The organism is Alphaproteobacteria bacterium (genome assembly GCA_017308135.1).
In the GTDB taxonomy this organism is placed as follows: Bacteria; Pseudomonadota; Alphaproteobacteria; order CACIAM-22H2; family CACIAM-22H2; genus Tagaea.
The window spans coordinates 245,510-271,133 of sequence record JAFKFM010000006.1; the positions used below are offsets into that span (position 1 = coordinate 245,510).

Here is a 25,624-nt window from a genome sequence, read left to right on the forward strand (position 1 = left end):
GCCGCGCGCGCCGGGGCAAGGTTGGCTTCATCATGAACGCACCCCTGATCGTCGAAGTGACGCGCGGCTCCGCCGTCGAATCCCGCCACAGCGTCGCCGTCGCGATCGCGACCGCCGACGGCCGCATCGTCGAATCGCATGGCGACGTGGCGGCGCCGGTCTTCCCGCGCTCGGCGATCAAGCCGATTCAATCGCTGGGCCTGCTCGAATCCGGAGCTGCCGACGCCTTTGCCGTGCCCGAAGCACGCATCGCTTTGTCGGCCGCCAGCCATGGCGGCGAGCCGATGCACACGACCGCCGTGCTCGATTGGCTCGCGAAGATCGGGCTCGACGAAAGCGCCCTCGAATGCGGGCCGCATATGCCCACGCATGGCGCCACGGCCGAAGCGATGATCCGCACGAGCACGCCGCCGGGCCGCGCGCATAACAATTGTTCGGGCAAGCATACCGGCATGCTGACCGTGTGCCGCCATCTGGATTTGCCGACGCGCGGCTATACCGATCCCGCCCATCCGCTGCAAAAGCGGATCGAGAAAACCTACGAAGACTTTTTATCGGTGAAGCTCGACGGTCAGCCCCGCGGCATCGACGGTTGTTCGCTGCCCCAGATCGCCGTGCCGGTTTCGGCGCTGGCCGTCGGCATTGCGCGGCTCGGCAAACCGGACGGCGTGTTCGACGCATCGCGCGCCGCCGCGTGCAAGCGCATGGCGGCGGCGATCGTCGCCAACCCATTCATGCTGGCGGGTACCGGGCGCTTCTGCACGCGCGCCTTGATCGCGGCGCGCGGCCATGCGGTGCTGAAGACCGGCGCCGAGGGTGTCTATATGGCCGCGATTCCGGCCAAGGGAATCGGCATCGCGTTGAAGGTCGCGGACGGGGCCGGTCGCGCGGCGGAAGTCGCGATGGCCCGCCTGCTCGACAAGCATGGCGGCTTCCCCGACAGCCCACGCGCCGAAATCGACGCGCTGATCAATCCCGTGCTGAAGAACTACGCGGGCCTGACCGTCGGCAATATCCGCCCCGCCCCGAATTGGTGAGCGGCCGCTAAATCCGCGCGGCCTTGCGCAAGATCGCGTTGACGCGGCTTTGCCAGCCGCGCCCGCCTTCGCGGAAATGCGCGACGACATCGGCATCAAGCCGGATGCTGACGGGCGCCTTCACCGGCGCTTTTTGTTTGCCGCGCGCGCGCCGGGCCCGCTCCGCGCGCACGCCCGCGAAGAATTCCGGCAGCAAGACTTCGCGCGCCGGCCGGAACGCGGCGCGATCGCCCGACTTGATCTCGCGCACTTCGCCATCTTCACGCGTCAACGGCTTGGCGGGTTTAGCGGCGGAGCGGTTTTTCATGGCGGCGCGCCTCCTTGGCATTGGCTTTGCGCAGCGAGATCACGCGCAAACCCCGATCGGTGACGACGAAACACAACACATGCAGCCGACCATCGAGATAGCCGAGCGCCACATAGCGCGTCTCGCCATATTCCTTGCGCCGGTCGATCGCGATCGACGCGGTTTCAAAATCGAATTCGATCGCCCGATCGAAAGGCAAACCACGCAAAACGGCGTTGCGTGCACTTTTGTCAGGATCGAATTCGAACTTCACGGCGACACACAGCAAACCACGCATCGCCGCGCGCCGTCAATTAAATCGTATATACGATTTGATTGATTCGATTCGGCGTCGCGAACGGCATCGAAGCCGCTAAGCTGGCGCCATGCGCGCCGTCCTCTGTTCGCGATTCGCCGATCCGCCGGAACTCGTCTTGGGCGAGATCGCCACGCCCGAGCCCAAACCGGGCGAGATCCGCATCCGCGTGAAAGCGGCGGGCGTCAATTTCGCCGATACGCTGATGGTGCGCGGGACCTATCAGGCCAAGCCCGCGTTCCCCTTCGTGCCGGGCATGGAACTTGCCGGCACGATCGACGCGTTGGGCCAAGGCGTGAAGGGCTTCAGCGTCCATCAGCGCGTGCTCGCCACGGTCGAGCACGGCGCCTTCGCCGAATATGCGATCGCACGTGCCGCCGATTGCGCGCCGATCCCGGGATCGATGGACGACGCCACCGCCGCGACTTTCCCCATCGTTTACGGCACGGCGCATGCGGGGCTCGATTGGCGCGCCGGGCTGAAACGCGCCGAAACGCTGCTGGTGCTGGGCGCCGCGGGGGGTGCAGGTCTCGCCGCCGTCGAAGTGGGCCGCGCGATGGGGGCGCGCATCATCGCGGCCGCGCGCGGGCTGGAGCGTTGCGCGCTGGCGCAAGCCCATGGCGCGGACGCGACGGTCGACTACACCAAGGACGATCTGCGCGAGGCGGTGAAGAAATTCACCGGCGGCGAAGGCGTGAACGTCGTCTTCGATCCCGTCGGCGGCGATATCGCCGATTTGGCGTTGCGCTGCCTCGCCTGGGAAGGGCGGCATGTCGTGGTCGGCTTCGCTTCGGGCCGTGTACCCCAGATCCCGGCGAATATTCTGCTGATCAAGAACATCGCCGCGATCGGCTTGTTCTGGGGCGCCTATCGCAAGCGCAATCCCGAACGCTTGGCGGCCTCGATCGACGCGCTGTTGAGCATGTGGGAGCGCGGTGCGTTGAAGCCGCTGGTGTCCGAGCGCTTCAAGCTGGCGCAAGCGGGTGAGGCCTTGGCGCGGCTGTCGCAGCGCCAGGCCAAAGGCAAAATCGCGATCGAAATCGACTAAGCGCCGCGCTCGGGAAATTCCGGCAGTTCCGGATCGAGCGTGAAACGCGCGACGCGGTGCGACGTCCAAATGTGATTGGACGGGACCAGATCGCCGGGATCGTCGATCGCGCCGAAGGCGATATCGATCGTGTCGCGGCCCAGCCGCCGCCAAAACAGCAGCGACCCGCAAGACGCGCAGCGCGTCCAGCGCACATCGGCCGACGACGCATCGTCTTTGGTTTCGCCGGCAACGGAAACCGCGTCGGCCGGGAACGTCGCCCAAGTCATCGCCAGCGCGCCGGACATTTTCCGGCACGAGCGGCAATGGCAGTGATTGGCGCCCAAGGCGGCCGCGCGCGCGGTGAACGTAACCGCACCGCAGCGGCAGCCGCCGTGGAATTCGCCCTTCATGGGCGCCCCCTCATGGACGCCACGGCGCCTTGTGCGATTCGCGCATCGCGTCGCCGCGCGTCATGCCCATATCCTTCAACACCCGCTCGTCCAGTTCCGACAGCCGCGCGCGCTGGCGCGCGCGTTCCTGCCAGATCAGCAGAGCGGTGACGCTCGCCGCAAGGGCGATCTTCACCGCGCGGCCCGCCTGCATCCAAGCGGCCCCGAGTTCCATCCGATTTTCCAGCGCCAGGCTCGACATGACTCAATCTCCCTCATTCGTCGCATCGACGATGATGGGATATTGTGCTTATTATATTGGGGTCACAAACGATCCTTTCTCGCGCAACGCATAAGCAGGATTTGTGCATGAGCTTGAATCGCCTGCCGCCCTTGGGCAGCTTGCGCGCCTTCGAAGCGGCGGCGCGGCATCTGTCCTTCACCAAAGCGGCGGAAGAACTGGGCGTCACGCAAGCGGCGGTCAGCCATCAAGTGAAGACGCTGGAAGATTCGCTCGGCACCAAATTGTTCCGGCGCTTGACGCGCGCCTTGGCGTTGACCGATGCCGGATCGTCGCTGGCCCCGGAGCTGGGCGAAGCGTTCGAGCGCATGACCCGCGCCGTGCAGCGCGTGCAGGAGCGCGAGGCGCATGGCACGCTGCGCGTGTCGCTGCTCTACACTTTCGCGCTCGCCTATCTCGTGCCGCGGCTGGGTCATTTTTCGTCGCGTCATCCGGCGATCGATTTGAAGCTGGAAACGAATAGCCGCGTGATCGATTTCGACCGCGAGCCGTTCGACGCGGCGATCCGCTACGGGCGCGGCCCCTATCCCAGCCTGCACGCCGATCTGCTGTTCCCCGATGCGCTCACGCCGCTTTGCGCGCCGGCACTCGCGCGCAAAATCAAAAAGCCGGCCGATGTGATGAATTTCAAACTGCTCGACGACCAGAATTTCTGGGACGATTGGGCGGTCTGGCTGGTCGCGGCGGGGCTCGATCCCAAAGCACCGCGCCAGCGCACGACCGTGTTCGATTCGACGCGCTTGGCCGTCGAAGCGGCGATGGAAGGTTTGGGCGTGGCGCTGGGGGCGCCCTTCCTGTTCGAAAGCGAGCTTAAATCCGGGCGCCTCGTCCAGCCGCTGAAGCTGGTCGTGCCGGCGGGCAAATCCTATTGGCTCGTCTGCCCCAAGCGCGACGCGGATCGGCCAAACATGCTTGCCTTCCGCCAATGGCTGGTCGAAGAAACGCGCAGCCTTCGCGAAAGGAAGATCGAGCATGCGTAAGGTTCTGGTCGCCGCGCTCGCGGCGCTCGCTTTGCCCGTTCATGCGTTCGATTTACAGGGCCATCGCGGGGCGCGCGGCTTGGCGCCGGAAAACACCCTGCCCGCTTTCGCGCGCGCGGCGGAAATCGGCGTCGCGACGCTGGAACTCGACACGGGCATCACCAAAGACGGCGTCGTGATCGTCGCGCATGACCGGCGCTTGAATCCCGATATCACGCGCGGCGCAAACGGTGATTGGATCGCGGCACCCGGCCCGCGCGCGCGCGACCTCACCTTGGCCGAATTGAAACGCTTCGACGTCGGTACGATCAAGCCCGGCACGGATTACGCCAAGCAGTTTTCTTCGCAAGCCGCCATGCCGGGCACGACGATGCCGACCTTGGCGGAGGTGGCGGCCTTTCCGGGGCGCTTCAATATCGAAACCAAGATTTCACCCTTGGTGCCGGACGACACGCTCGATCCCGAAGCGTTTGCCCGCACGTTGATCGCCGAGATACGGCGCTTGGACTTGACGTCGCGTGCGACGATCCAAAGTTTCGATTGGCGCACGCTTGCCGTCGCCGCACGCGAAGCGCCGGAAATCGCGCGCGCCTATCTGACGACCGAGCGCGGCGCCAACGAAACGGTGTTCAAGGGCAAGGGCGCTTCGCCCTGGACCGGAATCGACGCCGCACAACACGGCAATTCGACGCCGCGCGTGGTGAAAGCGGCGGGCGGGACCATCTGGTCGCCGTTCTGGCGCGACATAACACCCGAGATCGTCGCGGAGGCGAAGGCGCTGGGGCTTACGGTGATTCCCTGGACGGTCAACGACCCGGCCGAGATGGCGCGATTGATCGACATGAAGATCGACGGGCTGATCACCGATTATCCCGATCGCGCGAAAGCGTTGCTCGACGCGCGCGGAATCGCGGTGCGTTAGTCAATTCGCGCCGGACGAACACGATAAAGCGCGCCAAGGCCTTACCGCCCTTGATTCCGCCCGCCAGTCTTGTTGTACTCGCCACCGGCTGCGCAAGGCCCGCATCGGGAGGAGCTATGAAGAAAGTCTACAAGAACGCGAAAGAGGCGCTCGACGGCCTTCTGTTCGACGGCATGCTGATCGCCGCGGGCGGTTTCGGCCTTTGCGGCATTCCCGAGTTGCTGATCGCCGAGATCAAGGAAGCGGGCCCCAAGAATCTGACGGTGGCGTCCAACAACGCGGGCGTCGACGGGTTCGGGCTGGGCATCCTGCTCGCCACGCGCCAGGTCAAGAAGATGATCTCGTCCTATGTGGGCGAGAACGCGGAATTCATGCGCCAATATCTCGCGGGCGAGCTCGAGATCGAGTTCAACCCCCAAGGCACGCTGGCCGAGCGCATGCGCGCGGGCGGCGCGGGCATTCCCGGCTTCTACACGCGCACGGGCGTGGGCACCGTCATCGCCGAGGGCAAGGAGCACAAGGATTTCGACGGCAAGACGTATATCCTGGAGCGCGGCATCGTCGCCGATCTCGCGATCGTCAAGGCGTGGAAGGCCGATCCCTCGGGCAATCTCGTGTTCCGCAAGGCCGCGCGCAACTTCAATCCGCCCGCCGCGATGTGCGGCAAGACCTGCGTGGTGGAGGTCGAGGAGATCGTGCCGCTGGGCTCGCTCGATCCCGACAGCATCCACCTGCCCGGCGTCTACGTGCATCGCCTGATCCAGGGCAAGCACGAGAAGCGCATCGAGCAGCGCACCACCCGCAAGCGCGCAAGCTGAGGAGACGATCATGGCCTGGAACCGCGACCAGATGGCGGCGCGCGCCGCGAAAGACCTGCAGGACGGCTGGTACGTCAATCTCGGCATCGGCATTCCGACGCTGGTGTCCAACTACATCCCCGAGGGCGTGAACGTCACGCTGCAATCGGAAAACGGCATGCTCGGCATGGGCCCCTTCCCGTTCGAGGGCGAGGAAGACCCCGACCTTATCAACGCCGGCAAGCAGACGATCACCGAATTGCCGCAGACCTCGTTCTTCGACTCCGCGACCAGCTTCGCGATGATCCGCGGCGGCAAGATCGCCATGGCCATCCTCGGCGCCATGGAAGTTTCGGAAGGCGGCGATCTCGCCAACTGGATGATCCCAGGCAAGCTCGTGAAGGGCATGGGCGGCGCCATGGATCTCGTGGCCGGCGTGGGGCGCGTCGTCGTCGTCATGGACCACACGAACAAGGCGGGCGAATCGAAGGTCCTGAAGAAGTGCACGCTGCCCTTGACCGGCAAGGGCGTGGTCAACCGCGTCATCACCAATCTCGGCGTGATGGATGTGGTGCCGGGCGGGCTCAAGCTCGTCGAACTGGCGGACGGCGTCAGCGAACAGGAATTCCGCAAGGCGACCGAAGCGACATTGGTCGCCTGAGTCGGGGGTCGCCTGATTTTCCGGGCGCGGGGTCACGCCCCGCGCCCTCGGCACCTTTTACCGCGAGCCCCGTGGCATCGGCAGAGCCGCGTTGCGCGGGCTTCGCTGGCCGTCCGGTATCCGCCCGGTTACTGTGTATGCCGGAAAGGAAACGCGGAAAATGTGGGGGTTGGCGCGCGCCCGGTTGAGGGCGCTCCCGGGGCCGTTGCAAGGCGCCATTTTAATGACGATCGCGGCCGGTGCCTTCGCGGGCATGAACGTCCTCATCCGCGCCCTGAGTTTCGAACTCCACCCGTTCCAGATCTCGTTTCTGCGCGTCGTCGGCAGCTTGGTTTTCATGCTGCCCTGGCTCGCCCATGCCGGGATCTCCGCCCTCGCCTCGGCCAGCCACAAATTGTATTTGTCGCGGACCATCGTCGGCTACATCTCGATGCTGTGCTGGTTCACCTCGCTCGCGATCCTGCCGGTGTCGGAGGCGACGGCGTTGTCCTTCACCTCGCCCTTGTTCGCGACGGCCGCCGCCGCGCTGCTGCTGGGCGAGATCGTGCGCGCGCGGCGCTGGACGGCGACGATCGTCGGATTCCTCGGCGCGATGATCGTCATCCGGCCGGGATTTCAAGCGGTGGAATTGGCGCATATTCTGGTGCTGGTTTCGGCGGCGCTGGGCGGCTGGAACGCGATCACGGTCAAGCAGCTGACCAAGACCGACGCGCCCAACGTCATCGTCATCTACATGACGATCTACCTGACGCCCGTGTCTCTGCTTCCGGCGCTGTTCGTCTGGCAATGGCCGTCGCTGGAAGCGTGGCTGATGGTGGCGCTGCTGGGCCTGTGCGGCACGATCGGCCACCAGACTTTCACCCGGGCGCTGGCGGTATGCGAAGCGTCCTACGTGCTGCCCTTCGATTTCGCGCGCCTGCCGATGGTCGCGCTCATCGCTTATTTCGCCTTCGCCGAAATTCCCGATCCGTGGACTTGGGTGGGCGGCGGCATCATCGTCGCTTCCACCGTCTATATCGCGCGGCGCGAGGCCAGCCTGGCGCGGCTGACGCCGCCCGCGGCCACGGCCAGCGAAACCGGCACCGTCGCCAAACGCCCTGACCCGGCGAAAGCCGGCGAATGATCCTCGCTCCCTCCGCGCGCGGCGCCTTGTGGATGATCGCGGCGGGAGCGGCCTTCTCGGTCCAGGCGGCGATCGTCAAACATGTCGGCCTGCGCCTCGACCCGTTCGTCATCGCGTTCTTCAACGCGGCGTTCGGCCTCGTGTTCCTGGCGCCCGTCGTCCTGCGCGGCGGACCCGGCCTTCTGAAAACGGCGCGGCCCTTCATGCATCTGGCGCGCGGCCTTGCGGGGGCCGGCGGGTTGATCGGCATGGTCTATTCGATGGTGCATCTGCCGCTGGCCGACGCCACCGCCATCGCCTTCACCAAGCCGTTGTTCGGCGTGCTGCTCGCGGGATTCTTCCTGGGCGAGCGCGTCGGCGTGCCGCGCTGGCTCGCGACCGTGCTGGGTTTCGCGGGCGTCTTGTTCATCGTGCGGCCGGGCTCGGCCCAGCTCGAACTCGCGCATCTGGTGGCGCTGCTCGGCGCGTTCTGCGCGGCCGACGTCATCATCCTGGTGAAGAAGCTGCAAGGCACGGAACGCAACACGACGATCCTGATCTATTTCGCGTTCGTGTCGTGCCTGCTGTGTCTGGGCCCCGCCCTGTGGACGTGGTCGACGCCGGATTTGCGCGAGTTCGCGTTGCTCGCCGCGATCGCGTCGCTGACGCTGGCGCTGCAATACTGCACGCTGCGCGCGATGCGCGTCGCCGACGCCTCGGCCGTCGTGCCGTTCGACTATATGCGCCTGTTCTTCGTCGTGGCGCTGGGCTACGCGCTGTTCGGCGAAATTCCGGACGGCTGGTCATCGATCGGCATCGCCATCATCAGCGTCGCCACGCTCTACCTCACCTATCACGAGGCCGCGCGCCGGACGCCGCGCGGTGCCGCGCCATGATCGGCGGCGGACTCTCGACTTGGGCGCATGCGCTGCCCAACGGCACGCGCGGCGCCATGTGGGCGCTGGCCGCCGCCATCGCCTTCGGCACGATGGAGGTGATGGTTAAGTTGATCGGCGCGTCGCTGCATCCGTTCCAGATCGCGTTCTTCCGCAGTCTGGTGGCGTTGCTCACGCTGATGCCGCTCTTCGTCGCCTATGGCCGCGCGCTGTTCAACACGCGGCGTTTGGGCGGGCATTTCCTGCGCGCGATTCTGGGCTATTCGTCGATGATCTTCGGCTTCTACGCGCTGGTGCATCTGCCGCTGGCCGAGGCCGTGGCGCTGGGCTATGTGCGCGGGCTGTTCCTGGTGCCGCTCGCGGTGATGCTGCTGGGCGAATCGATCAATTGGCGGCGCTGGCTCGCCATGGGCTGCGGGTTCGCCGGCGTGCTGGTGATGTTGCGCCCCGGGGCCGGCGTCTTCGACCCCGCCGCGATCTATCCGCTGCTCGCCGGATTCTTCGTCGCCTTCGTCAGCGTGTTCATGAAACGTCTGGCCGAAACCGAACGCCCGCAAGTCATCATCTTCTGGTTTGCGGCCTTCACCACGTTGCTGGCGGCGGGCCCGGCCATCGCGGTGTGGCGCTGGCCCGAGCCCGCTTTGTGGCCGGCGGTGCTGGCCTTGGGCGTGCTGGGCTCGCTCGGCCAATATTGCATTGTGCGCGCCTTCCGCATCGCCGACGCGACGGCGGTCGATTCGGTCGACTACACAAGGCTGATCTATTCGGCGAGCATCGGCATGATCCTGTTCGGCGAGGCGCTGACGCTGCCGACGGTCGCCGGTGCGCTGATCATCGCCGCCAGCACGCTTTACATCGCGCGCCAAGGTGCCCGAAGATCGCCGCCGCCATGACCCTTCGCAACCGTGTGACACCATTCTCGACCATCGAAGCCAATCCCGCGCGCGGGATGTTCATGGGCAATCGCGGCTGCCTGCACGGCGAGTACAAGAATCTCGAAGTCGAGGAAACGCGCGAGAAGCGCTGGCTCGTCTGTTCGCTGAACTTCAAAGGCCGCAAGCGCGTGCTGATGCGGCCCGGCGCCTATACCGAACTGTTCTTCCTCGACGAGGCGACAGCGCTGGCCGCCGGGCATCGGCCTTGCGCCGAATGCCGGCGCAAGAACTACGACGCGTTTCTGAAGCTGTTCCCCGGCAAGCCCGCCAACGCCGAATGGCTCGACCGCAATCTCGCCTCGCAGCGTGGCCGGCCTTATCCCGACGAATTCGCCAATCTGCCCGACGGCGCGATGTACGAGCTGAACGGCGAGGCGTTCCTGAAATGGCATAGCCGCGCGTTTCGCTGGTCCCATGACGGTTACGGGCCCGCCGAGAAACCCGACGGGCCCGTTGAAGTCATCACGCCCGAAGGCACGGTCGAGGCGATCGCCAAAGGCTATCGCCCCGCCGTGCATCCTTCGGCGCGTTAGCCGCGCCCCCGCTTAGCCACGGGCCGTGGGGACGGGCAACGCCAGATAAAGCGGCGTGCCGTCGCGCTCGACGAAGATCGCGACCGCCTCGCGATGTTCGGCGCGCGCCGTGCGCAAGGCGGCGGCGACATCCTCGGCCTTCGTCACCTTCTTGCGATCGATCTCGACCAGACGGTCGCCGCGCGCCAAGCCGGCCTTCTCCGCCGGGCTGCCTTCCAGCATATCGACCACCACGACCTCGCCGCGCGGGCCTTGCGCCAGGCGCAAGCCCACGCCGGCGGCTGCGTTGCCGCGATCATTCTGGCCGACCACCGCCGCTTCCGGTTTCTGATCGGGCAGGCTTGCCAGCGTCACGCGGATCTCCGCGCGCCGCCCGTCGCGCCAATATTCGATATTGGCTTCGTCCTTGGCCCGGCGATCGCCGACCTTGCGGGCCAGATCGCGCGGATCGTTGATCGCGGTGCCATCCAGCGACAGGATCACGTCGCCGCGCCGCAGACCCGCCCGCGCCGCCGGCCCGTTGGGCTCGACCCCGCCGATCAACGCCCCCTTGGCGGCAGGCAGTTTCAGCGCGGCCGCAAGGGCGGAATCGACACCTTGGGTCGACACGCCCATCCACGCGCGATCGATACGGCCATGTTCGCGCAATTCGGCGACGACCTTCTTCACGACATTCGCCGGAATGGCGAAGCCCAGGCCCACCGAGCCGCCATTGGGCGAGTAGATCGCCGTGTTGACGCCGATCACGTTGCCGTCGCGATCGAAGGTCGGTCCGCCGGAATTGCCCTGGTTGATCGCGGCGTCGATCTGCAGGAAATCGTCATAGGGCCCCGCCCCGATATCGCGCGAGCGCGCCGAAACGATGCCCGACGTCACAGTACCGCCCAGGCCGAACGGATTGCCGACGGCGAGCACCCATTGCCCGACGCGCACTTGATCGGAATCGCCGAATTGGACATGCGCGAGCGGCTTGGGCGCTTCGACCTTCAGCAAAGCGAGATCGGTGCGCTCGTCGCCGCCGATGCGCTTGGCGGGCAAACGCGAGCCGTCGGCGAATACGACTTGGATTTCGTCGGCGCGGCCGGCGACGTGGAAATTGGTGACGATGTAGCCCGACGGATCGATCACGAAGCCCGAGCCCAGGCCGCGCACGCGATGGGGCTGCGCCTTGCCTTGGCCGTTGAAGAACGGCGCGAAGGGCGTGCCGCGGAATTGCGGGGGCACGTCGCCTTCGGGATCGATTTCGGTGGCGGTGACGGCGATCTGGACGACGGCCGGGCTGACGGCGGCGGAAAGATCGGCGAAATCGGGAAGGTTCTGGGTGGCGACGCGCGCGGGCATCGACGCGGGATTCGTCTGTGCGGGCAGCGGCGACAGCGGCGAGAAGACCATCAACGCCGCCGCGGCGACGGCGCCCAGCAGGCCGGCGCGGATCGTATTCTTCTTGGTCAGCATGATTCGAACTCCTCTTGGGGTGTGACCCAAGAGCTAGGCTTCGATTGGGGAGGAATCTGGGCGGGCCCGGGGCGAAGCGGGGGAATCCGCGCCACAATCGGTTACGGCGTATTTCCAGCCGCCGCTTCGATGAAGCGGGCAAGTTCGATATCGCGACGGGTCAAACCGCCGGCGTCATGGGTCGACAAAACGATATCGACGCGGTTGTAAACGTTGAACCATTCGGGATGGTGGTCCTTCGTCTCGGCATAGAGCGCGACGCGCGCCATAAAGCCGAACGCCGCGTTGAAATCGGCGAATTTGAAGGATTTGGCGATCGCGTCGCGGCCGGGCAATTCGGCCCAGCCGGGCAAGGCGGCAAGCGCTTGGGCGCGCGCGGGACCGGCGAGTTTCTCCATGGCCGCATCTTCGCGCAGTTGGCGCGAAGATCAAGCCGGGATAGCGTCGCACCCATGAGCGAAACCAAACTCTATGCCCCCGACCTTGCGATGATCGAGCGCCTCGCCGAAGAAGCCCGCGCCAGCCTGCCCAAAGAACTCGCCGTGCATGTGCGCGACGTGGTGCTGCGCGTCGAGGATTTCTGCGACGAAGAAACCGAGCGCGAGATGGAGCTCGAGAGCCCTTACGATCTGCTCGGCCTCTATCGCGGCGTCGATCTGCTGCGCGACAGCGTGGCCACCACGCGCACGCAGCCCGACATGATCTTCCTCTATCGCGTGCCGCTGCTCGCCTATTGGGTCGAGACGGGCGAGGAGCTTGGCGCCATCATCCGCCACACGATGATCCACGAGATCGGCCATCATTTCGGATTCTCGGACGACGACATGGATTGGCTGGAGAAGCAGGGCGACTGACATGAGTCTCGATCCCCAGGACGATGCGTTGGTCCAGTCGGCGCGCGACGCGATCGCGAAGCTCTACAAGGAGAACCGCCACCATATCGGGGCGGCTTTGCGCACCAAGGCGGGCCGCGTCTACACGGGCGTGCATCTCGACACCTATGTCGGGCGCGCGTCGGTCTGCGCCGAGGCGGTGGCGCTGGGCCGCGCGTTGGCGGAGGGCGAGACCGAGATCGAGGCGATTGTTTCCGTCCGCCATCCCCGCCCGGCCGAGCCCGATAGGACCATCCGGATCGTCAGCCCCTGCGGCATTTGCCGCGAGATGTTGGCCGATTTCGCGAAAAATTGCCGGGTCGTCGTTCCGGGCGACTCGGGGCCCGTCGCCGTCGCGGTCGACGAGCTTCTGCCGCGAAAATATGCCGTGCCAAAGAGTCGCGCCGATCGGACTTGATCGCAAGTTAGTGAATTCCGTTTATTATCAGAAAGTTAAGACGGCCCCTTCAGTTGACCGTTTAAGCGGCATGCGGTAGATTCAACACTATCGTCAAGGGACTTGTCGGACGGCCGGCGTTTGCCCTATCTGTCTTCAGAGGGACGCAATCCGGTGTGGCAAGGCGATATTCGCAAATTGCCATCGGCAGGTTCGAGAGAGCGAAAAACCGTAATGTTCGGCTTGTTCGGCAAAAAAGCACCGCCCCCCGCCAAACCCGGCGTGCAGCCGGCGAAAGGCGTGATGCCCGGTGCGACGGCCGACGGCAAACAGCCCATCGGCACGGTGGTTTTGACGGGTCAAACCTGCCCCGAAAGCGGCATCTGGGAAAGCCAGGGCACGCCGTCGGGTCGGTCGTCCTTCTCCAGGGGCACCCGCATGCCGCCGTTCGACAAAAAGTCGGTGGTCTGGAAGCTTGTCCGCTATCCCTGATTTTTTCCGAAGACAGCCGAAAAAGCGCCGCATTCGCACGGCATACAGACGCGGTCGTTCGCTCGTTTTCAGGGGTCTTGCGTTTAAATGCGTCTCTTCGCTTTGGCCATCATGGCCGCCATGTTGATCGCCGCCGGTTTGTCGACCATGGCGGAAGTGCCCGCGCAACGCGGCGACATGTCGATCTACGCGATCGACGCGAGCGAGTAACGCTCGCCTTCTAAATAATCTCGATCTCGGGCAGCGGCACGATGAATTTGCCGCCCGCGCGCCGGAACTCTTCCTCGCGCCGCAGAATCCCGTCTTTGAAATGCCAGGGCAGCAGCAGGAAGTAGTCGGGCTTCATCGCCCGCGCTTCGGCTTCCGACACGATCGGAATATTGCTGCCCGGCGTGAATCGCCCGAACTTGGTCTCGTTGACCTCGGCGATCGCCGCGATATGCCGCGGGCCCAAGCCGCAGAATTGCAGGATCACGTTGCCCTTGGTCGACGCGCCATAGCCGATCACGCGCCGCCCGCCTTCGGCCAGGCGTTCGAGCAAGCGCACCAGATCGTTGCGATGGCGGAAGGTGCGTTCCTCGAATTCGCGATAGGGGCGCGGCGTGGCGAGGCCCATCGCGTCTTCCTGCTCCAGCAGCCAGCGCACGATCAGATCGTTGGCCTTCCAGCCCGAGCCGCGCTTGGCCGCCGTGACCGCGAAACTGCCGCCGTTGATCGAGTTCATCTCGACGTCGACGACATACATATCGGCGGCGTCGAGAATCTTGCGCACCGTCGCCAGCGAATAATATTCGAGATGCTCGTGGCAGATCGTGTCGTAGGAGCCCATGCGCAGCATCGAGGGCATGTAGCTCTGCTCGAAATGCCACAGCCCGCGCGGGGCGAGCGAATCCGCGACGTCGCGCGCGAAGCGCACGGGATCGTCGAGATCGTAGAACATCGCGATCGACGTGATCAGCGACGCGGGGGCCACTTTCGCCGCGCGCAATTTCGCGGCCGAAAAGAAATCCGGGATCAGCGTGCAACCGGCATCGTAATACTCGCGGAATTTTGCACCCGTCGGATCGACGCCGACGCGGTGCAAGCCTTGCGTGGTGTAGCCGCGCAAACCCGTGCCGTCGTTCGAGCCGATATCGACGACCGTGTCGCCCGCTTTGAGTTCGGCAAGGCGTTCGAGCGCGCGAAATTTGCGTTCGAGATGGGCGACCATCGAGCCGTTGAGGCCCGAACGATAGCCGTAATTATCGCCATACATCTCCGACGCGACGAAGGTATGGCCGAGTTGCAGCAGCCCGCTATCGGGGCACCAGACGAGGTCCAGCGGACCTTTGGTGATTTTCTCGTCGCGCGACGAAGGGAAGACGCCGGTCAGGCATTGCTCGCCCAGGCTCAGCACCGTGACGAGATGGCTCGAGCCGCCGAGGCGGCATTTGTCGAGCTTCCGGTATCCGCCCATTCGCTCTCCCTTTTGGGGCGATGGTCCCGCGCTATTTGCGCGCGACCATCAGCTTCTTGATCTCGCCGATCGCCTTGGCCGGGTTCAGACCCTTCGGGCAGGTCTTCGTGCAGTTCATGATCGTGTGGCAGCGATAGAGGCGGAACGGATCCTCGAGATTGTCGAGGCGTTCGCCGGTCGCTTCGTCGCGGCTGTCGGCGATCCAGCGATAGGCCTGGAGCAGCACGGCCGGCCCGAGATAACGATCGCCGTTCCACCAATAGCTGGGGCACGAGGTCGAGCACGAGAAGCACAGGATGCATTCCCACAGACCGTCGAGCTTGGCGCGCTCCTCCTGCGTTTGCAGGCGTTCGCGATCGGGCGGCGGCGTTTCGGATTTGAGCCACGGCTCGACCGAGCGCAATTGCGCGTAAGCCTGCGAGAGGTCCGGCACGAGATCCTTCACCACCGGCATATGCGGCAGCGGATAGATATGCACGTCGCCCTTCACGTCGTCGATCGCCTTGGTGCAGGCGAGCGTGTTCGACCCGTCGATATTCATCGCGCACGACCCGCACACGCCTTCGCGGCAGGAGCGGCGGAAGGTCAGCGTCGAATCGACCTCGTTCTTGATCTTGATCAGCGCGTCGAGAACCATCGGCGCGCATTGATCGAGATCGAGCGTGTAGGTATCGACCGTCGGGTTGCCCTCGCCATCCGGGTCCCAGCGATAGATCTTGAAGTTCTTGGTCCGCGTGGCGCCGGCGGGGGCCGGCCACGATTTGCCTTGCTGGACCTTCGAATTGGCGGGGAGGGTGAATTCGGCCATCGGTCGATCCTTAGTACACGCGCGCCTTGGGCGGGAAGGCTTGGACTTCGTTGGTCAGCGAGGTCAGCGTCACCGGGCGATAGTCGAAGGCGACTTTGCCCTTGCCGTCGACCCAGGCCAGCGTGTGCTTCATCCAGTTCTGATCGTCGCGGTTGGGATAATCCTCGCGCGCATGCGCACCGCGGCTTTCCTTGCGGTTGGCGGCCGACGCGATCGTCGCCTTCGCCTGGACGATCAGGTTTTCGTATTCCAGCGTTTCCACCAAATCCGAATTCCAGATCATGCCGCGATCGGTGCAGGCGATGTCGGGCGACTTCGCCAGCGTCTTGTCGATCAGGCCGACACCTTCTTCCAGCACCTCGCCGGTGCGGTAGACGGCGCAGTTGTTCTGCATGATGCCCTGCATTTCCGAGCGCAATTCGGCGGTCGGGATCGGACCCTTGGCGTAGCGCAAGCCATCGAAACGCGCGATGTGCTTGTCGGCCGCATCCTTGGCGACGGGCTTGTGCGGCGTGCCGGGCTTGACGATTTCGGCGGCGCGAATCGCGGCCGCACGGCCGAACACGACGAGGTCGAGCAGCGAGTTGGAACCGAGGCGGTTGGCGCCGTGCACCGACACGCAAGCCGCTTCGCCGATCGCCATCAGACCCGGCACGACGGTCGCCTTGCCGTTCTTCATCGTCACGACTTCGCCGTACAGATTGGTCGGGATGCCGCCCATGTTGTAGTGCACGGTCGGCAGCACCGGGATCGGCTCCTTCGTCACGTCCACGCCCGCGAAGATCTTCGCGGTTTCGGAAATGCCGGGCAGACGTTCGTGCAGCAGCTTGGCGTCGAGATGCTCGAGGTGCAGATGGATGTGATCCTTCTTCGCCCCCACGCCGCGACCTTCGCGGATTTCCATGGTCATCGCGCGCGACACGACATCGCGCGAGGCGAGATCCTTCGCCGACGGCGCGTAACGCTCCATGAAGCGCTCGCCGTTGGAGTTGGTGAGATACCCGCCTTCGCCGCGCGAGCCTTCGGTGATTAGGCAGCCCGAACCGTAAATGCCGGTCGGGTGGAACTGCACGAATTCCATGTCCTGCAGCGGCAGACCGGCGCGCAGCACCATGCCGCCGCCATCGCCCGTGCAGGTATGCGCCGAGGTCGCCGAGAAATAGGCGCGGCCGTAACCGCCGGTGGCGAGCACGGTCTGGTGCCCGATGAAGCGGTGCAGCGTGCCTTCGAGCAGATTCCAAGCAAGCACGCCGCGCACCGAGCCGTCCTCGTCCTTGATCAGGTCGAGGGCGAAATACTCGATGAAGAACTCGGCGTTGTTGCGAAGGCTTTGCTGATAGAGCGTGTGCAGGATCGCGTGGCCCGTGCGGTCGGCGGCGGCGCAAGTGCGCTGCGCCGTGCCCTTGCCGTATTCGGTCGTCATGCCGCCGAAGGGGCGCTGATAGATCTTCCCTTCCTTGGTGCGGCTGAACGGCACGCCGTAATGCTCGAGCTCGATGATCGCCGGAATCGCTTCCTTGCACATGTATTCGATCGAGTCTTGGTCGCCGAGCCAGTCGGAGCCCTTGACCGTGTCGTACATGTGCCAGCGCCAATCGTCGGCGCCCATGTTGCCGAGTGCGGCCGAGATGCCGCCTTGCGCGGCGACCGTATGACTGCGTGTCGGGAAGACTTTGCTGATGCAGGCGGTCTTCAAGCCCTTCGCCGCCATGCCGAACGTGGCGCGCAAACCCGCACCGCCCGCCCCGACAACGACGACGTCGTAATAATGATCGACGACCTTATAGGCCTTGCCGCCCAGAGCGGGCGCGGAACCGTCGGGCATGGAACTAGCCTCCGAACGCGATCTTGAGAACCGAGAAAGCGGCGATGCCGCCGAACAGCCACGCGGCACCTTTGACCGCGAGCAGCAGGACGAGCTTCACGCCTTCGGCATGGACGTAATCTTCGATCACGACTTGCAGGCCGAGCTGCGCGTGATGGAACACGGCGACGATCAGCGACAGCAGCAGCACCGCCGAAATCGGCGAGGCGATCCACGCCTGCACCGCCGGCAAAGGCGCGCCCGCGAGCGACACGATGCTGGCGACGAACCACAGCAGCAGCGGGATCATCGCGATGGCGGTGACGCGCTGCGCCCACCAATGATGCGTGCCGTCCTTGGCGGAGCCAAGGCCGCGCGCGCGGCCGAGCGGGGAGCGCAGCGACGGGGTGGTGTTGCTCATCTCAGCGCCCTCCCAGCACGGCGAAGCCGACGATCCAGGCGAGCAGCGTGGCGGCCACGGCGAAGGCGATCACCGCGTAAGCCGATTTCTCCGCCGTCGCGATGTCGAACCCAAGCCCCGCATCCCAGAACAGATGCCGGATGCCGTTGCCCAGGTGATAGAACAGCGCCAGCGACCAGCCGAACAACAGGATCAGCCCGATCGGCGACCCGATGAACGCCGACACGCTGGCGAACGCCGCCGGGCCGTTCGCCGCGGCGACCAGCCAGCAGACCAGTAGCAGCGTGCCCACACTCAACGCCACGCCGGTGGCGCGATGCGTGATCGACGACAGCGCCGTCACCGGCAGGCGATAGATTTGAAGATGCGGGGATAGCGGCCGCGGGCGTTTGCCGCCGGCGGCTTGCGTCTGATCGTTGGCCATGCTCCCTCGTGCGGACGAATCCGCGTGCAAAAATCCGTATGCCCTCATGGATTTAGACCGGGTTGGCCAAAGCGTCAATCGCAGTGCGGCTATGCAAGCCGTCGTTTCGTCCTGTGGATCGATCTGTGGATGGCGGTTGAATGGCCTGTGCGCAATGCGGACTTCCATCAACAAGATTCTGCCGGCGCGCGGGCGATTGCGATTGTCGCCCCGGGGGGCGTTTTGAGACCCTTTCCCTCGGCAAGCGTGAGAGGGGAGATCCAGAGCCGCCACCCCGACGACACCCGCAGCCGGCGTTGAGCTGACGCCGAGAGTCACTGGCAGACGCCCGACCCGAAAGGGCTTGGGCGCGGGGTCGAGAGGTGGGGGACGATCTTCCGGAGCTTTCCAGGCCCAAGCCGGGGTTAACCCGGCGGCGGCGGGAAACTCCTTCCCGATGCGACGGTCGTCCGGTTCCCTTGAGGGGCCGGGCCACGCCAAGTCGGTCGGGGCGGCATCGGCGGTTCGCCGAGCCATCGCTGTCGGCCCCGTGATCGGGGTCTCGACGTCCCGCAAGGGGCGGGTTGTCGGCGGAACGACGGGTGGGCGCCCTCAAGGGGTCGTCGCACCGGGGCCGCCGGGGATCGCGAGGGACGCGTCCGCATCCGCCGCAAGGGGGATGGGCCCGCAAGGGCCGACGGGCGCGAGGCTCGCACGAGGCGCGGGTTGGGGACGGCGACGACGGCAAGGCGACCGGGATGTCTCGAACGACGGGGTGGCGGGGCCGCGCGTGGCGCCCTCATCCCCTGCCGGTGGAACGCGCGGGATCGGCCGGACCAGGGGCCGGTTCCGGGTGCGAAGCAGGTCCACCGGCGGCGGGTTCGAGTTCAAGGCTGCCAGGAGGCCATCGACCCCGGCGGGAGCACCCGCCAAGGCCGGTGCGACAGTCACGACCGGCGGTGCATACCGGTCCGACCAGCCTCGATTGAGGCGTCAGGGAGCCTTTTGTCCCGCCCGGACAACGGCCCGCGATCGCAAGATCGCCCCTGACGCCTCATTTTATTTCGGGATTTTATCGGGGAGAGGTGGTCCCGGCAGCTCGCTTGCGCGAGCCGCCGGAACCTCCATCGGAACGTCGGAGCCTTGGTTGTCCCGCCCGGACAAAACGGCGCGAATGTCAAAAGACGGTTCGCTTTCCTGACGTCGATTTGGGTAGCACGCGGGGGGCCCCCCGCAAACGGATTTTGACCCATTTTCTTAAGTCATTGTTTTAGAATAGATAAAAATGGAACGTCCAAAATGGCGGATGCCCCCCGTCCCCGAGTCGCACGGGCCCCTTAAATCGCGTCGGGCGTTGATTTTACTGCAAAAATAGCTGTCGGGCCGGTTCGCCAGAGGACACTTGCCCTGCGCGGGCTGTCCGCGTGATTTCCTGTCAAGACATCAGCTTGGCCGATGCGCCGCCCGAAATTCTAAGATTTCTTGACGTAAAACCCGTCGCCCCAGCTGGGATGGTACGGCGTTGCCGTCGCCACCCGCACGAAGCCGAACGCGGCCAGATGGGCGTCGATCTGCGGGGCGAGCGCGCAGCCTTCGTAGAGTTCTTCGAAGGCGAGTTCGCAATTGATCGCGCGCACGCGACCGACCAGATCGGGGCAGCCGCGCATCGCCATCAACTCGGCCCCTTGGATGTCGAGATTGAGCAGATCGAATCGCGCGGCGGCGAAACCCGCTTCGACGAGCGCATCGTCGAGACGGCGCACCGGCACCTTGATCGTGCCGGTCTCGACGATCTCCGGATAGATCTCGGCGTGGCGCTTGAGCTTCAACAGCGAGCTCGATTGATCGAACGAGGTGAGGTGGAATTCCGCCTCGCCCGGCGCTTCGCCCGCCGCGAAGGCGAAGATCGAAATTTCCGGCCGCGCGGCGAAGCGCGCGCGCAACGCAGCGGCGAGATTGGGATTGGCTTCGACGAAGACGACGCGTTTCACGCCCATCGCATCGTAGGTCGCGATCTCGTCGCCGCGATTGGCGCCGACATGCACGACGCTTTCGATCGCCAGCCCGTGTTCGCGGCACAAGGCGGGCAGATCGAGCACCGCCGGCGCGGGTTCCGGCTTCTTCTTGCCGCCGAAGAGTTTTTTCCAGATCGACATGATGCGATTCTAACCCGGGAAGCCCAGCCCTTGCAGCGCGTTGTTGGCCAGATGCAGCAGCATCGCCGCGAGCACAAAGCCTGTCGTGCGCACGGTGAAGCCGAGCAACACGCCGAATACAAAGACTTGCGCCAATAACAGCGTCAGCGTTTGCGCGTCGAGTTCGATCAACGCGATCCAACCCGGCAAGTTGATTGCCGCGAACAACGCCGACGCGATCAGATTGGCGGGCCAGAAGGCGAAGCGGGCGCGCAGCGCCTTCAGCACCAGCCCGTAAAAGACATAAACCTCGACCAATGCCACGAAGGCGAGCCCGACCAGCGACACGTAAAACGCCATCGGCGGCAAATCGGCGGGGATCAGATGCCAATGCTCGCCCACCGCCATGCCCGCAGCACGGCTGGCGATCAGGTAAGCGACGGCGAAGACCCAGCCGAGCCAGGGTCGCGTGCCCGGCCGTTGATCGGCGGCGCCACGCGGGTCGATCTTCTCGACCGCCACGCACCAAGCGATCGGCAGCACGAGCCACAACAGAAGCCGCCAGCCATCGGCGATCATCCGCGCGGCATCGACCGTTTCGGCCGCCGCGTCTGTCCAGGGGATCAGCAGAATACGGATCGTCCAGGCGGCGAAAAACACCGCCAGGAACAACGGCAAGCGTTTGAGCGTGGGCTCAGAAGTCAACGCAGCGCCCGCCGCGTTCCCAATCGCCGTAGCGCGTCGGTTCGGGGCCTTCCGGTCCGCCAATTTCCGGCTTCTTGGCGGTGGGTTTCTTCGGATCGGTCGGCTCAGCCGGCGGCGGCGGTACCGAAGGGGCGTTTTTCTCGTCCATGGGACAGGGATATGCCTCCGAACCCTGCCCCCGGCAAGGCTTGAACGGGAGGCGGGTTTCGCTACATCTCAAGCCATGAATTACACCAAGACCGCCCTCCTGCTCGCCGCCATGACCGGCCTGTTCCTCGCCGTGGGTTTCGCCTTAGGCGGCGAACAGGGGATGCTGATCGCCTTCGTCGTGGCGCTGGGCATGAATCTGTTCAGCTACTGGAACGCGGACAAGATGGTCCTGCGCATGCACGGTGCCCGCGAAGTGACGCCGCAGGAAGCGCCCAACTTCCACGCGATGGTCGCGGAACTGGCCCAGCGCGCGCAATTGCCGATGCCCAAGGTCTATATCATCGACAATCCGCAGCCCAACGCCTTCGCCACCGGCCGCAACCCCGAGAACGCCGCCGTCGCCGCGACAACCGGGCTGTTCGACATTCTGGACAGCGACGAAGTCGCGGCCGTGATGGCGCACGAACTCGCGCATGTGAAGAACCGCGACACGCTGATCATGACCGTCACCGCGACGATCGCGGGAGCGATCGGCATGCTGGCCCAGTTCGGCATGATGTTCGGCGCGGGGCGCAGCAATGACGGCCGTTCGTCGGGCTTCGGCATGATCGGTACGCTGATCGCCGTGATCATCGCGCCGCTGGCCGCGATGCTGGTGCAGATGGCGATCAGCCGGTCGCGCGAATACGCGGCCGATCACGCGGGCGGCGAAATCGTCGGCGATCCGCGCTTGCTGGCGCGCGCCTTGGCCAAAATTTCGCGCGGCGTCGAAGCGATCCCGAACGAAAGCGCCGAGCGCAATCCCGCGACCGCGCATCTGTTCATCATGAATCCGCTGACCGGGGCGGGCGTCGACAATCTGTTCTCGACCCACCCCAATCCGGCGAACCGCATCGCGGCGCTGGAAGAACAGGCGCAGGCGATGGGTCTGGCAAACCGTGGCACGGCCGCTCCCGCGCGCGGACGCAGCTCCGTGCCGTCGGCCGGAAAACGGGGCCCTTGGTCGCGCTGAGGTTTTAGCGAAGCCCTTCGGGCAGCTGGGCGGTCGGCAGATCGGGGACGTAATCGGCCCGCGCGATCGCGACACCCGCGACGATCAGCAGCAGCGCGATCGCCAAAGCCTGCAAGCGCCCCAAAGAGCGCGGCGGTTTAACGGACGTGCGGGCGATCATGTCGGCCACTGGTACCCTTCCCGAAGCGGGGCATATCGATTCCCCGTTCGTGGGAATAACGCAAGAAACATTCCGCTTATTCCGCCAAGAATCTTCGCCGCCCCTTCCCTCCACCCGCCCGGTGGGGTAGTCAGGCCATCGTCGTTTCTAATGGGAAGCTTTCGGGATGGGCGCCGTCGATTTCGGGATACCGCGAACCCTGGCCACGCTGCTGAAATCGAAGCTGGCGCTCGCCAATTTCGTCGAAACCGGCACCTATAAGGGCGATACGGCCGCTTGGGCGTCGGGCGAGTTCGCCAAGGTTTGGACGGTCGAGGCCGATCCGGCCCTCGCCGCCGCCGCCCGCACGCGTTTCGCCGGTGCCCCGCATGTCACGGTGGTCGAGGGCGATAGCGTCGCCGGCCTCGAACAGCTCGTCCCCACTTTGCCCGGACCGGCGCTTTTTTGGCTCGATGCCCATTGGTGCGGCACCGATCAGACCGTGACGGCGGGCGAGCTCGACCAATGCCCGCTGCTGCGCGAGCTGGCCGTCATCGCCCGCTCGCCGCACGAACACGTCATCCTGGTCGACGATGCGCGCTATTTCCTGGCCCCGCCGCCCTCGCCAAACCGGCTGGAGCAATGGCCCGATGCCGGGGCGACGGTCGCCGCGCTGAAAGACGGGCGCGACGATCGCTTCGTCTGCGTGATCGACGACGTGTTCATCCGCGTGCCCGCGACGATGAAGGCCGAATTGCAGGCCCATATCGATCGCATCACCGCGCATCGCGAGGCGCGCGCGCGCAAACGCGACGCAAGGCCGATGCGGCGCTTGAAGCGCTGGATCAAATCCCTCGGCGCTTGAACCAGGCCTTCAGGCGCTTGCGCCACGGCCGGGATTTGAGCCGCGTCGCCGGATCGTCCTTGGCCGCGACCGGCCCGAAATGCGCCCAAAACGGCCGGTCGTTCCAGGTGTCGCAAGCGACCAGCGCCTTGGCGTTGAAGTTCGCGACCGCTTGGCGCTGCCCTTCCGCCGCCAGCAGCCCGGCCAAGCGGCCATACGACGAATTCCCGAAACCCAGCGCATCGGCGCGCGACAGTGCCAGCAAATCGGCAATGCGATCGTCGGCGGCGAATGTCGCGACCGGCAGCGGGTTCCAGCGCGCGAAAGCCGGCAGAATCGCGTCGCGGCTATCCGACGCGATATAGAGCTTCGCGTCCGGCGTTTTCGCCATTTCGCCGGCGACCCAGTCGACGAACCAGTCGACCGGCACGGGCGCGAATTGTGGAATTCCGGCATGGACCGGATCGGCCAAATCGCCGCGCCGAACATGCACGGCGATCAGTTTGCCGGGAATGCCCGCGCGCCACGCATCGGCGGCATGTTCGGCGCCAAAGCGCAGCAGCTTGCGGAACAGCGCGCGATGCGGGGCCCAGCACGCGGGCAATTCCTGGAAATACCCGTCGAAATCGACATTGGCGAACGGAGTGGGCTGCTCCCACAGCGCCAACGCCGCCGCATCTTCGAACGGCCCGTAAGCGATGGTCGGCACATCGTCGAAAGCGGGTTGCGGGACCGCACCCACCAGCTTGCCCGCTGGGAACGCGGGCGCTTCGATCCGTAGATCGTGGCGCCAAGCATAGAAATTCAGGAAGGCCCATTGCAGCAGCTGATTGGCCATCCGGCCGTTGAGGCCGAGATTGCGCATCGACACGACGCCGCTTGTCCCCGTCGCGATCTCGCCGGGCTCGATCTCGGCCGATTTCACGTACACGCCGTCGCGGCGGCGCACGCGGCCGCGATCGAATTCGGCGATATGGGCGCTGAGATCCATGCCCTGCCCTTATCGACAGGCGGACAGGCCCGGGTCAAGCCGCGCTTGCGCATCCGGTCCCGGTCCCCTACTTAGCGGCCCATGAAAACAGCACCCTCCGCACGCCTTGCCGCCGCCCAATTGCTCGACGCCGTGCTGCAAGGCAAGCGCACGCTGGAGGATGCGATGGCCGGCGTGCAGACCCTGCGCGTGCTGGAACCGCGCGATCGCGGCTTCGCGCGGATGCTGTCGGCAACGGTGCTGCGCCGTCTGGGCACCATCGACGCCATTCTGGCGCAATGTCTGGACAAGGGTGCGCCGCCCAAGCCGGTCGAATCGCCGTTGCGGTTGGGCGTCGCCCAATTGCTATTCCTGGGCACGCCCGCCCATGCGGCGGTCGGCGAGACGGTCGATCTGGCCCCCGAAAAACTGCGCGGCCTGGTCAACGCCGTGCTGCGCCGCGTGTCGCGCGACGGCGAAAAACTGCTGGCCGCGATCGACGCCCCGCGCGCCGACACGCCCGCTTGGCTCTGGGCCATCCTGGTCGATAGCTGGGGTGAGGCAAAAGCGCGCGACATCGTCGCCGGGCAATTGCGCGAGCCGCCGCTCGACATCACGGTGAAATCGAACGCCGCCGACTGGGCCACGAAGCTCGGCGCCAAATTACTGCCGACCGGCATGCTGCGCTTGGAAGAAGCGGGCAATGTCGCCGAATTGCCGGGCTTCGAAGAAGGGGCGTGGTGGGTGCAGGACGAAGCCGCCGCCTTGCCCGCGCGCTTGCTGGGCGACATTTCGGGCAAGCGCGTGCTGGATCTGTGCGCCGCCCCCGGCGGCAAAACGCTGCAGCTCGCCGCGGCCGGCGGCAAAGTCACCGCCGTCGATCAATCCGCCAAGCGTCTCGACCGGGTGGTCGAGAATCTCGCGCGCACGATGCTGGAAGCGGAGATCGTCAACGCCGACGCGTCGAAATGGACGCCGAAGGCGCCCTATCCTTTCATCCTGTTGGATGCGCCGTGTACGGCGACGGGCACGCTGCGCCGCCATCCGGAAATCGCGCATCTCAAAAACTCCGCCGACGCGGTCAAGCTGATGGCCGCGCAAGATCGTTTGCTGGATGCCGCCGCGAAGATGCTCGAGCCCGGCGGCACGCTGGTTTACGCCGTCTGCTCGCTCGACAAGCGCGAAGGCAGTGCGCGCGTGGCGGCGTTCCTGGATCGTCATCGCGATTTCGCACGCATCCCCGTGACCGCCGCCGAGATCGGCGGGCGCGGCGAATTGATCGACACGGCGGGCGATCTCGTCACCACGCCCGCGAACGGCATGGACGGGTTCCAGGCGGCGCGCTTGCGGCGACGCGCCAACTGACGCAAGCTTGC

At 65.5% G+C, this 25,624-nt stretch carries 32 protein-coding genes; 16 read left to right on the forward strand and 16 right to left on the reverse strand.

Features of this window, described 5'->3' with window-relative positions; translation table 11 throughout:
- The first annotated feature begins 32 nt into the window (after positions 1–32).
- Positions 33–1,037 (forward strand): asparaginase, encoded by a 1,005-nt coding sequence (locus tag J0H39_01455; protein ID MBN9495393.1) that lies wholly within the window; start codon positions 33–35, stop codon positions 1,035–1,037.
- 7 nt (positions 1,038–1,044) lie between these two features.
- On the opposite strand, the gene J0H39_01460 is transcribed toward J0H39_01455, so the two are convergent.
- Positions 1,045–1,344: a BrnA antitoxin family protein gene (locus tag J0H39_01460; protein MBN9495394.1), complete on the reverse strand. Its 300-nt coding sequence runs from the start codon at positions 1,342–1,344 to the stop codon at positions 1,045–1,047.
- Positions 1,322–1,597 carry a BrnT family toxin gene (locus J0H39_01465; protein MBN9495395.1) on the reverse strand — a complete coding sequence of 92 codons (276 nt, stop codon included), beginning with the start codon at positions 1,595–1,597 and terminating at the stop codon, positions 1,322–1,324. The genes J0H39_01460 and J0H39_01465 overlap by 23 nt, the downstream gene beginning before the upstream one ends.
- Before the next feature lie 112 nt (positions 1,598–1,709).
- Between J0H39_01465 and J0H39_01470 the strand changes: the two genes are divergently transcribed.
- Positions 1,710–2,687, forward strand: coding sequence for an NADPH:quinone oxidoreductase family protein (locus tag J0H39_01470; GenBank protein ID MBN9495396.1), 978 nt, complete (start codon positions 1,710–1,712; stop codon positions 2,685–2,687).
- On the opposite strand, the gene J0H39_01475 is transcribed toward J0H39_01470, so the two are convergent.
- Complete coding sequence (locus J0H39_01475; GenBank protein MBN9495397.1) at positions 2,684–3,079, reverse strand: GFA family protein; 396 nt, start codon at positions 3,077–3,079, stop codon at positions 2,684–2,686. The two genes, J0H39_01470 and J0H39_01475, sit on opposite strands and share 4 nt — an antisense overlap.
- Before the next feature lie 10 nt (positions 3,080–3,089).
- Positions 3,090–3,320, reverse strand: a complete 231-nt coding sequence (locus J0H39_01480) for a DUF1127 domain-containing protein (protein MBN9495398.1) — start codon at positions 3,318–3,320, stop codon at positions 3,090–3,092.
- Positions 3,321–3,427: 107 nt separating this feature from the next.
- On the opposite strand from J0H39_01480, the gene gcvA reads away from it, so the two are divergent.
- The 8 genes from gcvA (at position 3,428) to J0H39_01520 (ending at position 10,185) form a co-directional block, all read left to right on the forward strand.
- A complete protein-coding gene (gene gcvA, locus J0H39_01485; GenBank protein ID MBN9495399.1) occupies positions 3,428–4,339 on the forward strand; it encodes a transcriptional regulator GcvA in 912 nt (303 codons plus the stop codon).
- Entirely contained in the window at positions 4,332–5,261 is a 930-nt protein-coding gene (locus J0H39_01490; GenBank protein MBN9495400.1) for a glycerophosphodiester phosphodiesterase, read from the forward strand. The genes gcvA and J0H39_01490 overlap by 8 nt, the downstream gene beginning before the upstream one ends.
- A gap of 116 nt (positions 5,262–5,377) precedes the next feature.
- On the forward strand, positions 5,378–6,079 hold the full coding sequence (locus J0H39_01495; GenBank protein MBN9495401.1) for a CoA transferase subunit A: 702 nt from the start codon (positions 5,378–5,380) through the stop codon (positions 6,077–6,079).
- Between the two features lie 10 nt (positions 6,080–6,089).
- Positions 6,090–6,719, forward strand: a complete 630-nt coding sequence (locus J0H39_01500; protein ID MBN9495402.1) for a CoA transferase subunit B — start codon at positions 6,090–6,092, stop codon at positions 6,717–6,719.
- 223 nt (positions 6,720–6,942) lie between these two features.
- Positions 6,943–7,842 carry a DMT family transporter gene (locus J0H39_01505; protein MBN9495403.1) on the forward strand — a complete coding sequence of 300 codons (900 nt, stop codon included), beginning with the start codon at positions 6,943–6,945 and terminating at the stop codon, positions 7,840–7,842.
- Positions 7,839–8,717, forward strand: coding sequence for a DMT family transporter (locus J0H39_01510; GenBank protein ID MBN9495404.1), 879 nt, complete (start codon positions 7,839–7,841; stop codon positions 8,715–8,717). The genes J0H39_01505 and J0H39_01510 overlap by 4 nt, the downstream gene beginning before the upstream one ends.
- The gene (locus J0H39_01515) at positions 8,714–9,610 is read left to right on the forward strand and encodes a DMT family transporter (GenBank protein MBN9495405.1); all 897 of its coding nucleotides are present in this window, start codon (positions 8,714–8,716) and stop codon (positions 9,608–9,610) included. Before J0H39_01510 ends, J0H39_01515 begins: the two co-directional genes overlap by 4 nt.
- Positions 9,607–10,185, forward strand: a complete 579-nt coding sequence (locus J0H39_01520; protein ID MBN9495406.1) for a hypothetical protein — start codon at positions 9,607–9,609, stop codon at positions 10,183–10,185. Before J0H39_01515 ends, J0H39_01520 begins: the two co-directional genes overlap by 4 nt.
- A gap of 12 nt (positions 10,186–10,197) precedes the next feature.
- On the opposite strand, the gene J0H39_01525 is transcribed toward J0H39_01520, so the two are convergent.
- Both J0H39_01525 and J0H39_01530 read right to left on the reverse strand, forming a co-directional pair.
- Positions 10,198–11,640: a Do family serine endopeptidase gene (locus tag J0H39_01525; protein MBN9495407.1), complete on the reverse strand. Its 1,443-nt coding sequence runs from the start codon at positions 11,638–11,640 to the stop codon at positions 10,198–10,200.
- 101 nt (positions 11,641–11,741) lie between these two features.
- Positions 11,742–12,038, reverse strand: a complete 297-nt coding sequence (locus J0H39_01530) for a 4a-hydroxytetrahydrobiopterin dehydratase (protein ID MBN9495408.1) — start codon at positions 12,036–12,038, stop codon at positions 11,742–11,744.
- Between the two features lie 54 nt (positions 12,039–12,092).
- On the opposite strand from J0H39_01530, the gene J0H39_01535 reads away from it, so the two are divergent.
- The 3 genes from J0H39_01535 to J0H39_01545 all read left to right on the forward strand — a co-directional run bounded on the left by J0H39_01535 (position 12,093) and on the right by J0H39_01545 (position 13,401).
- Positions 12,093–12,494, forward strand: coding sequence for a metallopeptidase family protein (locus J0H39_01535; GenBank protein MBN9495409.1), 402 nt, complete (start codon positions 12,093–12,095; stop codon positions 12,492–12,494).
- 1 nt (position 12,495) lies between these two features.
- The gene (locus tag J0H39_01540) at positions 12,496–12,930 is read left to right on the forward strand and encodes a cytidine deaminase (protein MBN9495410.1); all 435 of its coding nucleotides are present in this window, start codon (positions 12,496–12,498) and stop codon (positions 12,928–12,930) included.
- A 282-nt stretch (positions 12,931–13,212) separates the two neighbouring features.
- Positions 13,213–13,401, forward strand: coding sequence for a hypothetical protein (locus J0H39_01545; GenBank protein MBN9495411.1), 189 nt, complete (start codon positions 13,213–13,215; stop codon positions 13,399–13,401).
- 220 nt (positions 13,402–13,621) lie between these two features.
- Here the strand turns inward: J0H39_01545 and J0H39_01550 are convergent, their stop codons facing one another.
- The 8 genes from J0H39_01550 to J0H39_01585 form a co-directional block, all read right to left on the reverse strand.
- On the reverse strand, positions 13,622–14,857 hold the full coding sequence (locus J0H39_01550; GenBank protein MBN9495412.1) for a methyltransferase domain-containing protein: 1,236 nt from the start codon (positions 14,855–14,857) through the stop codon (positions 13,622–13,624).
- 31 nt (positions 14,858–14,888) lie between these two features.
- The gene (locus J0H39_01555; GenBank protein MBN9495413.1) at positions 14,889–15,665 is read right to left on the reverse strand and encodes a succinate dehydrogenase iron-sulfur subunit; all 777 of its coding nucleotides are present in this window, start codon (positions 15,663–15,665) and stop codon (positions 14,889–14,891) included.
- 10 nt (positions 15,666–15,675) lie between these two features.
- The gene (locus J0H39_01560) at positions 15,676–17,490 is read right to left on the reverse strand and encodes a succinate dehydrogenase flavoprotein subunit (protein MBN9495414.1); all 1,815 of its coding nucleotides are present in this window, start codon (positions 17,488–17,490) and stop codon (positions 15,676–15,678) included.
- A gap of 4 nt (positions 17,491–17,494) precedes the next feature.
- Positions 17,495–17,890 (reverse strand): succinate dehydrogenase, hydrophobic membrane anchor protein, encoded by a 396-nt coding sequence (sdhD, locus tag J0H39_01565; GenBank protein MBN9495415.1) that lies wholly within the window; start codon positions 17,888–17,890, stop codon positions 17,495–17,497.
- Between the two features lies 1 nt (position 17,891).
- A complete protein-coding gene (gene sdhC / locus J0H39_01570) occupies positions 17,892–18,314 on the reverse strand; it encodes a succinate dehydrogenase, cytochrome b556 subunit (protein ID MBN9495416.1) in 423 nt (140 codons plus the stop codon).
- A 1,451-nt stretch (positions 18,315–19,765) separates the two neighbouring features.
- Complete coding sequence (locus tag J0H39_01575; GenBank protein MBN9495417.1) at positions 19,766–20,449, reverse strand: FkbM family methyltransferase; 684 nt, start codon at positions 20,447–20,449, stop codon at positions 19,766–19,768.
- 9 nt (positions 20,450–20,458) lie between these two features.
- Positions 20,459–21,133: a CPBP family intramembrane metalloprotease gene (locus tag J0H39_01580; GenBank protein ID MBN9495418.1), complete on the reverse strand. Its 675-nt coding sequence runs from the start codon at positions 21,131–21,133 to the stop codon at positions 20,459–20,461.
- Positions 21,123–21,281 (reverse strand): DUF1674 domain-containing protein, encoded by a 159-nt coding sequence (locus tag J0H39_01585; protein ID MBN9495419.1) that lies wholly within the window; start codon positions 21,279–21,281, stop codon positions 21,123–21,125. The genes J0H39_01580 and J0H39_01585 overlap by 11 nt, the downstream gene beginning before the upstream one ends.
- 75 nt (positions 21,282–21,356) lie before the next feature.
- On the opposite strand from J0H39_01585, the gene htpX reads away from it, so the two are divergent.
- A complete protein-coding gene (gene htpX, locus J0H39_01590; GenBank protein MBN9495420.1) occupies positions 21,357–22,295 on the forward strand; it encodes a zinc metalloprotease HtpX in 939 nt (312 codons plus the stop codon).
- A gap of 4 nt (positions 22,296–22,299) precedes the next feature.
- On the opposite strand, the gene J0H39_01595 is transcribed toward htpX, so the two are convergent.
- Positions 22,300–22,464 (reverse strand): hypothetical protein, encoded by a 165-nt coding sequence (locus tag J0H39_01595; protein ID MBN9495421.1) that lies wholly within the window; start codon positions 22,462–22,464, stop codon positions 22,300–22,302.
- Between the two features lie 157 nt (positions 22,465–22,621).
- Here J0H39_01595 and J0H39_01600 point away from each other — a divergent pair, with 157 nt between their 5' ends.
- The gene (locus J0H39_01600) at positions 22,622–23,299 is read left to right on the forward strand and encodes a hypothetical protein (GenBank protein ID MBN9495422.1); all 678 of its coding nucleotides are present in this window, start codon (positions 22,622–22,624) and stop codon (positions 23,297–23,299) included.
- Here the strand turns inward: J0H39_01600 and J0H39_01605 are convergent.
- On the reverse strand, positions 23,280–24,269 hold the full coding sequence (locus J0H39_01605; GenBank protein MBN9495423.1) for a hypothetical protein: 990 nt from the start codon (positions 24,267–24,269) through the stop codon (positions 23,280–23,282). The two genes, J0H39_01600 and J0H39_01605, sit on opposite strands and share 20 nt — an antisense overlap.
- Before the next feature lie 81 nt (positions 24,270–24,350).
- Here J0H39_01605 and J0H39_01610 point away from each other — a divergent pair, with 81 nt between their 5' ends.
- Complete coding sequence (locus J0H39_01610) at positions 24,351–25,613, forward strand: methyltransferase domain-containing protein (GenBank protein MBN9495424.1); 1,263 nt, start codon at positions 24,351–24,353, stop codon at positions 25,611–25,613.
- The last annotated feature ends 11 nt before the right edge of the window (positions 25,614–25,624 follow it).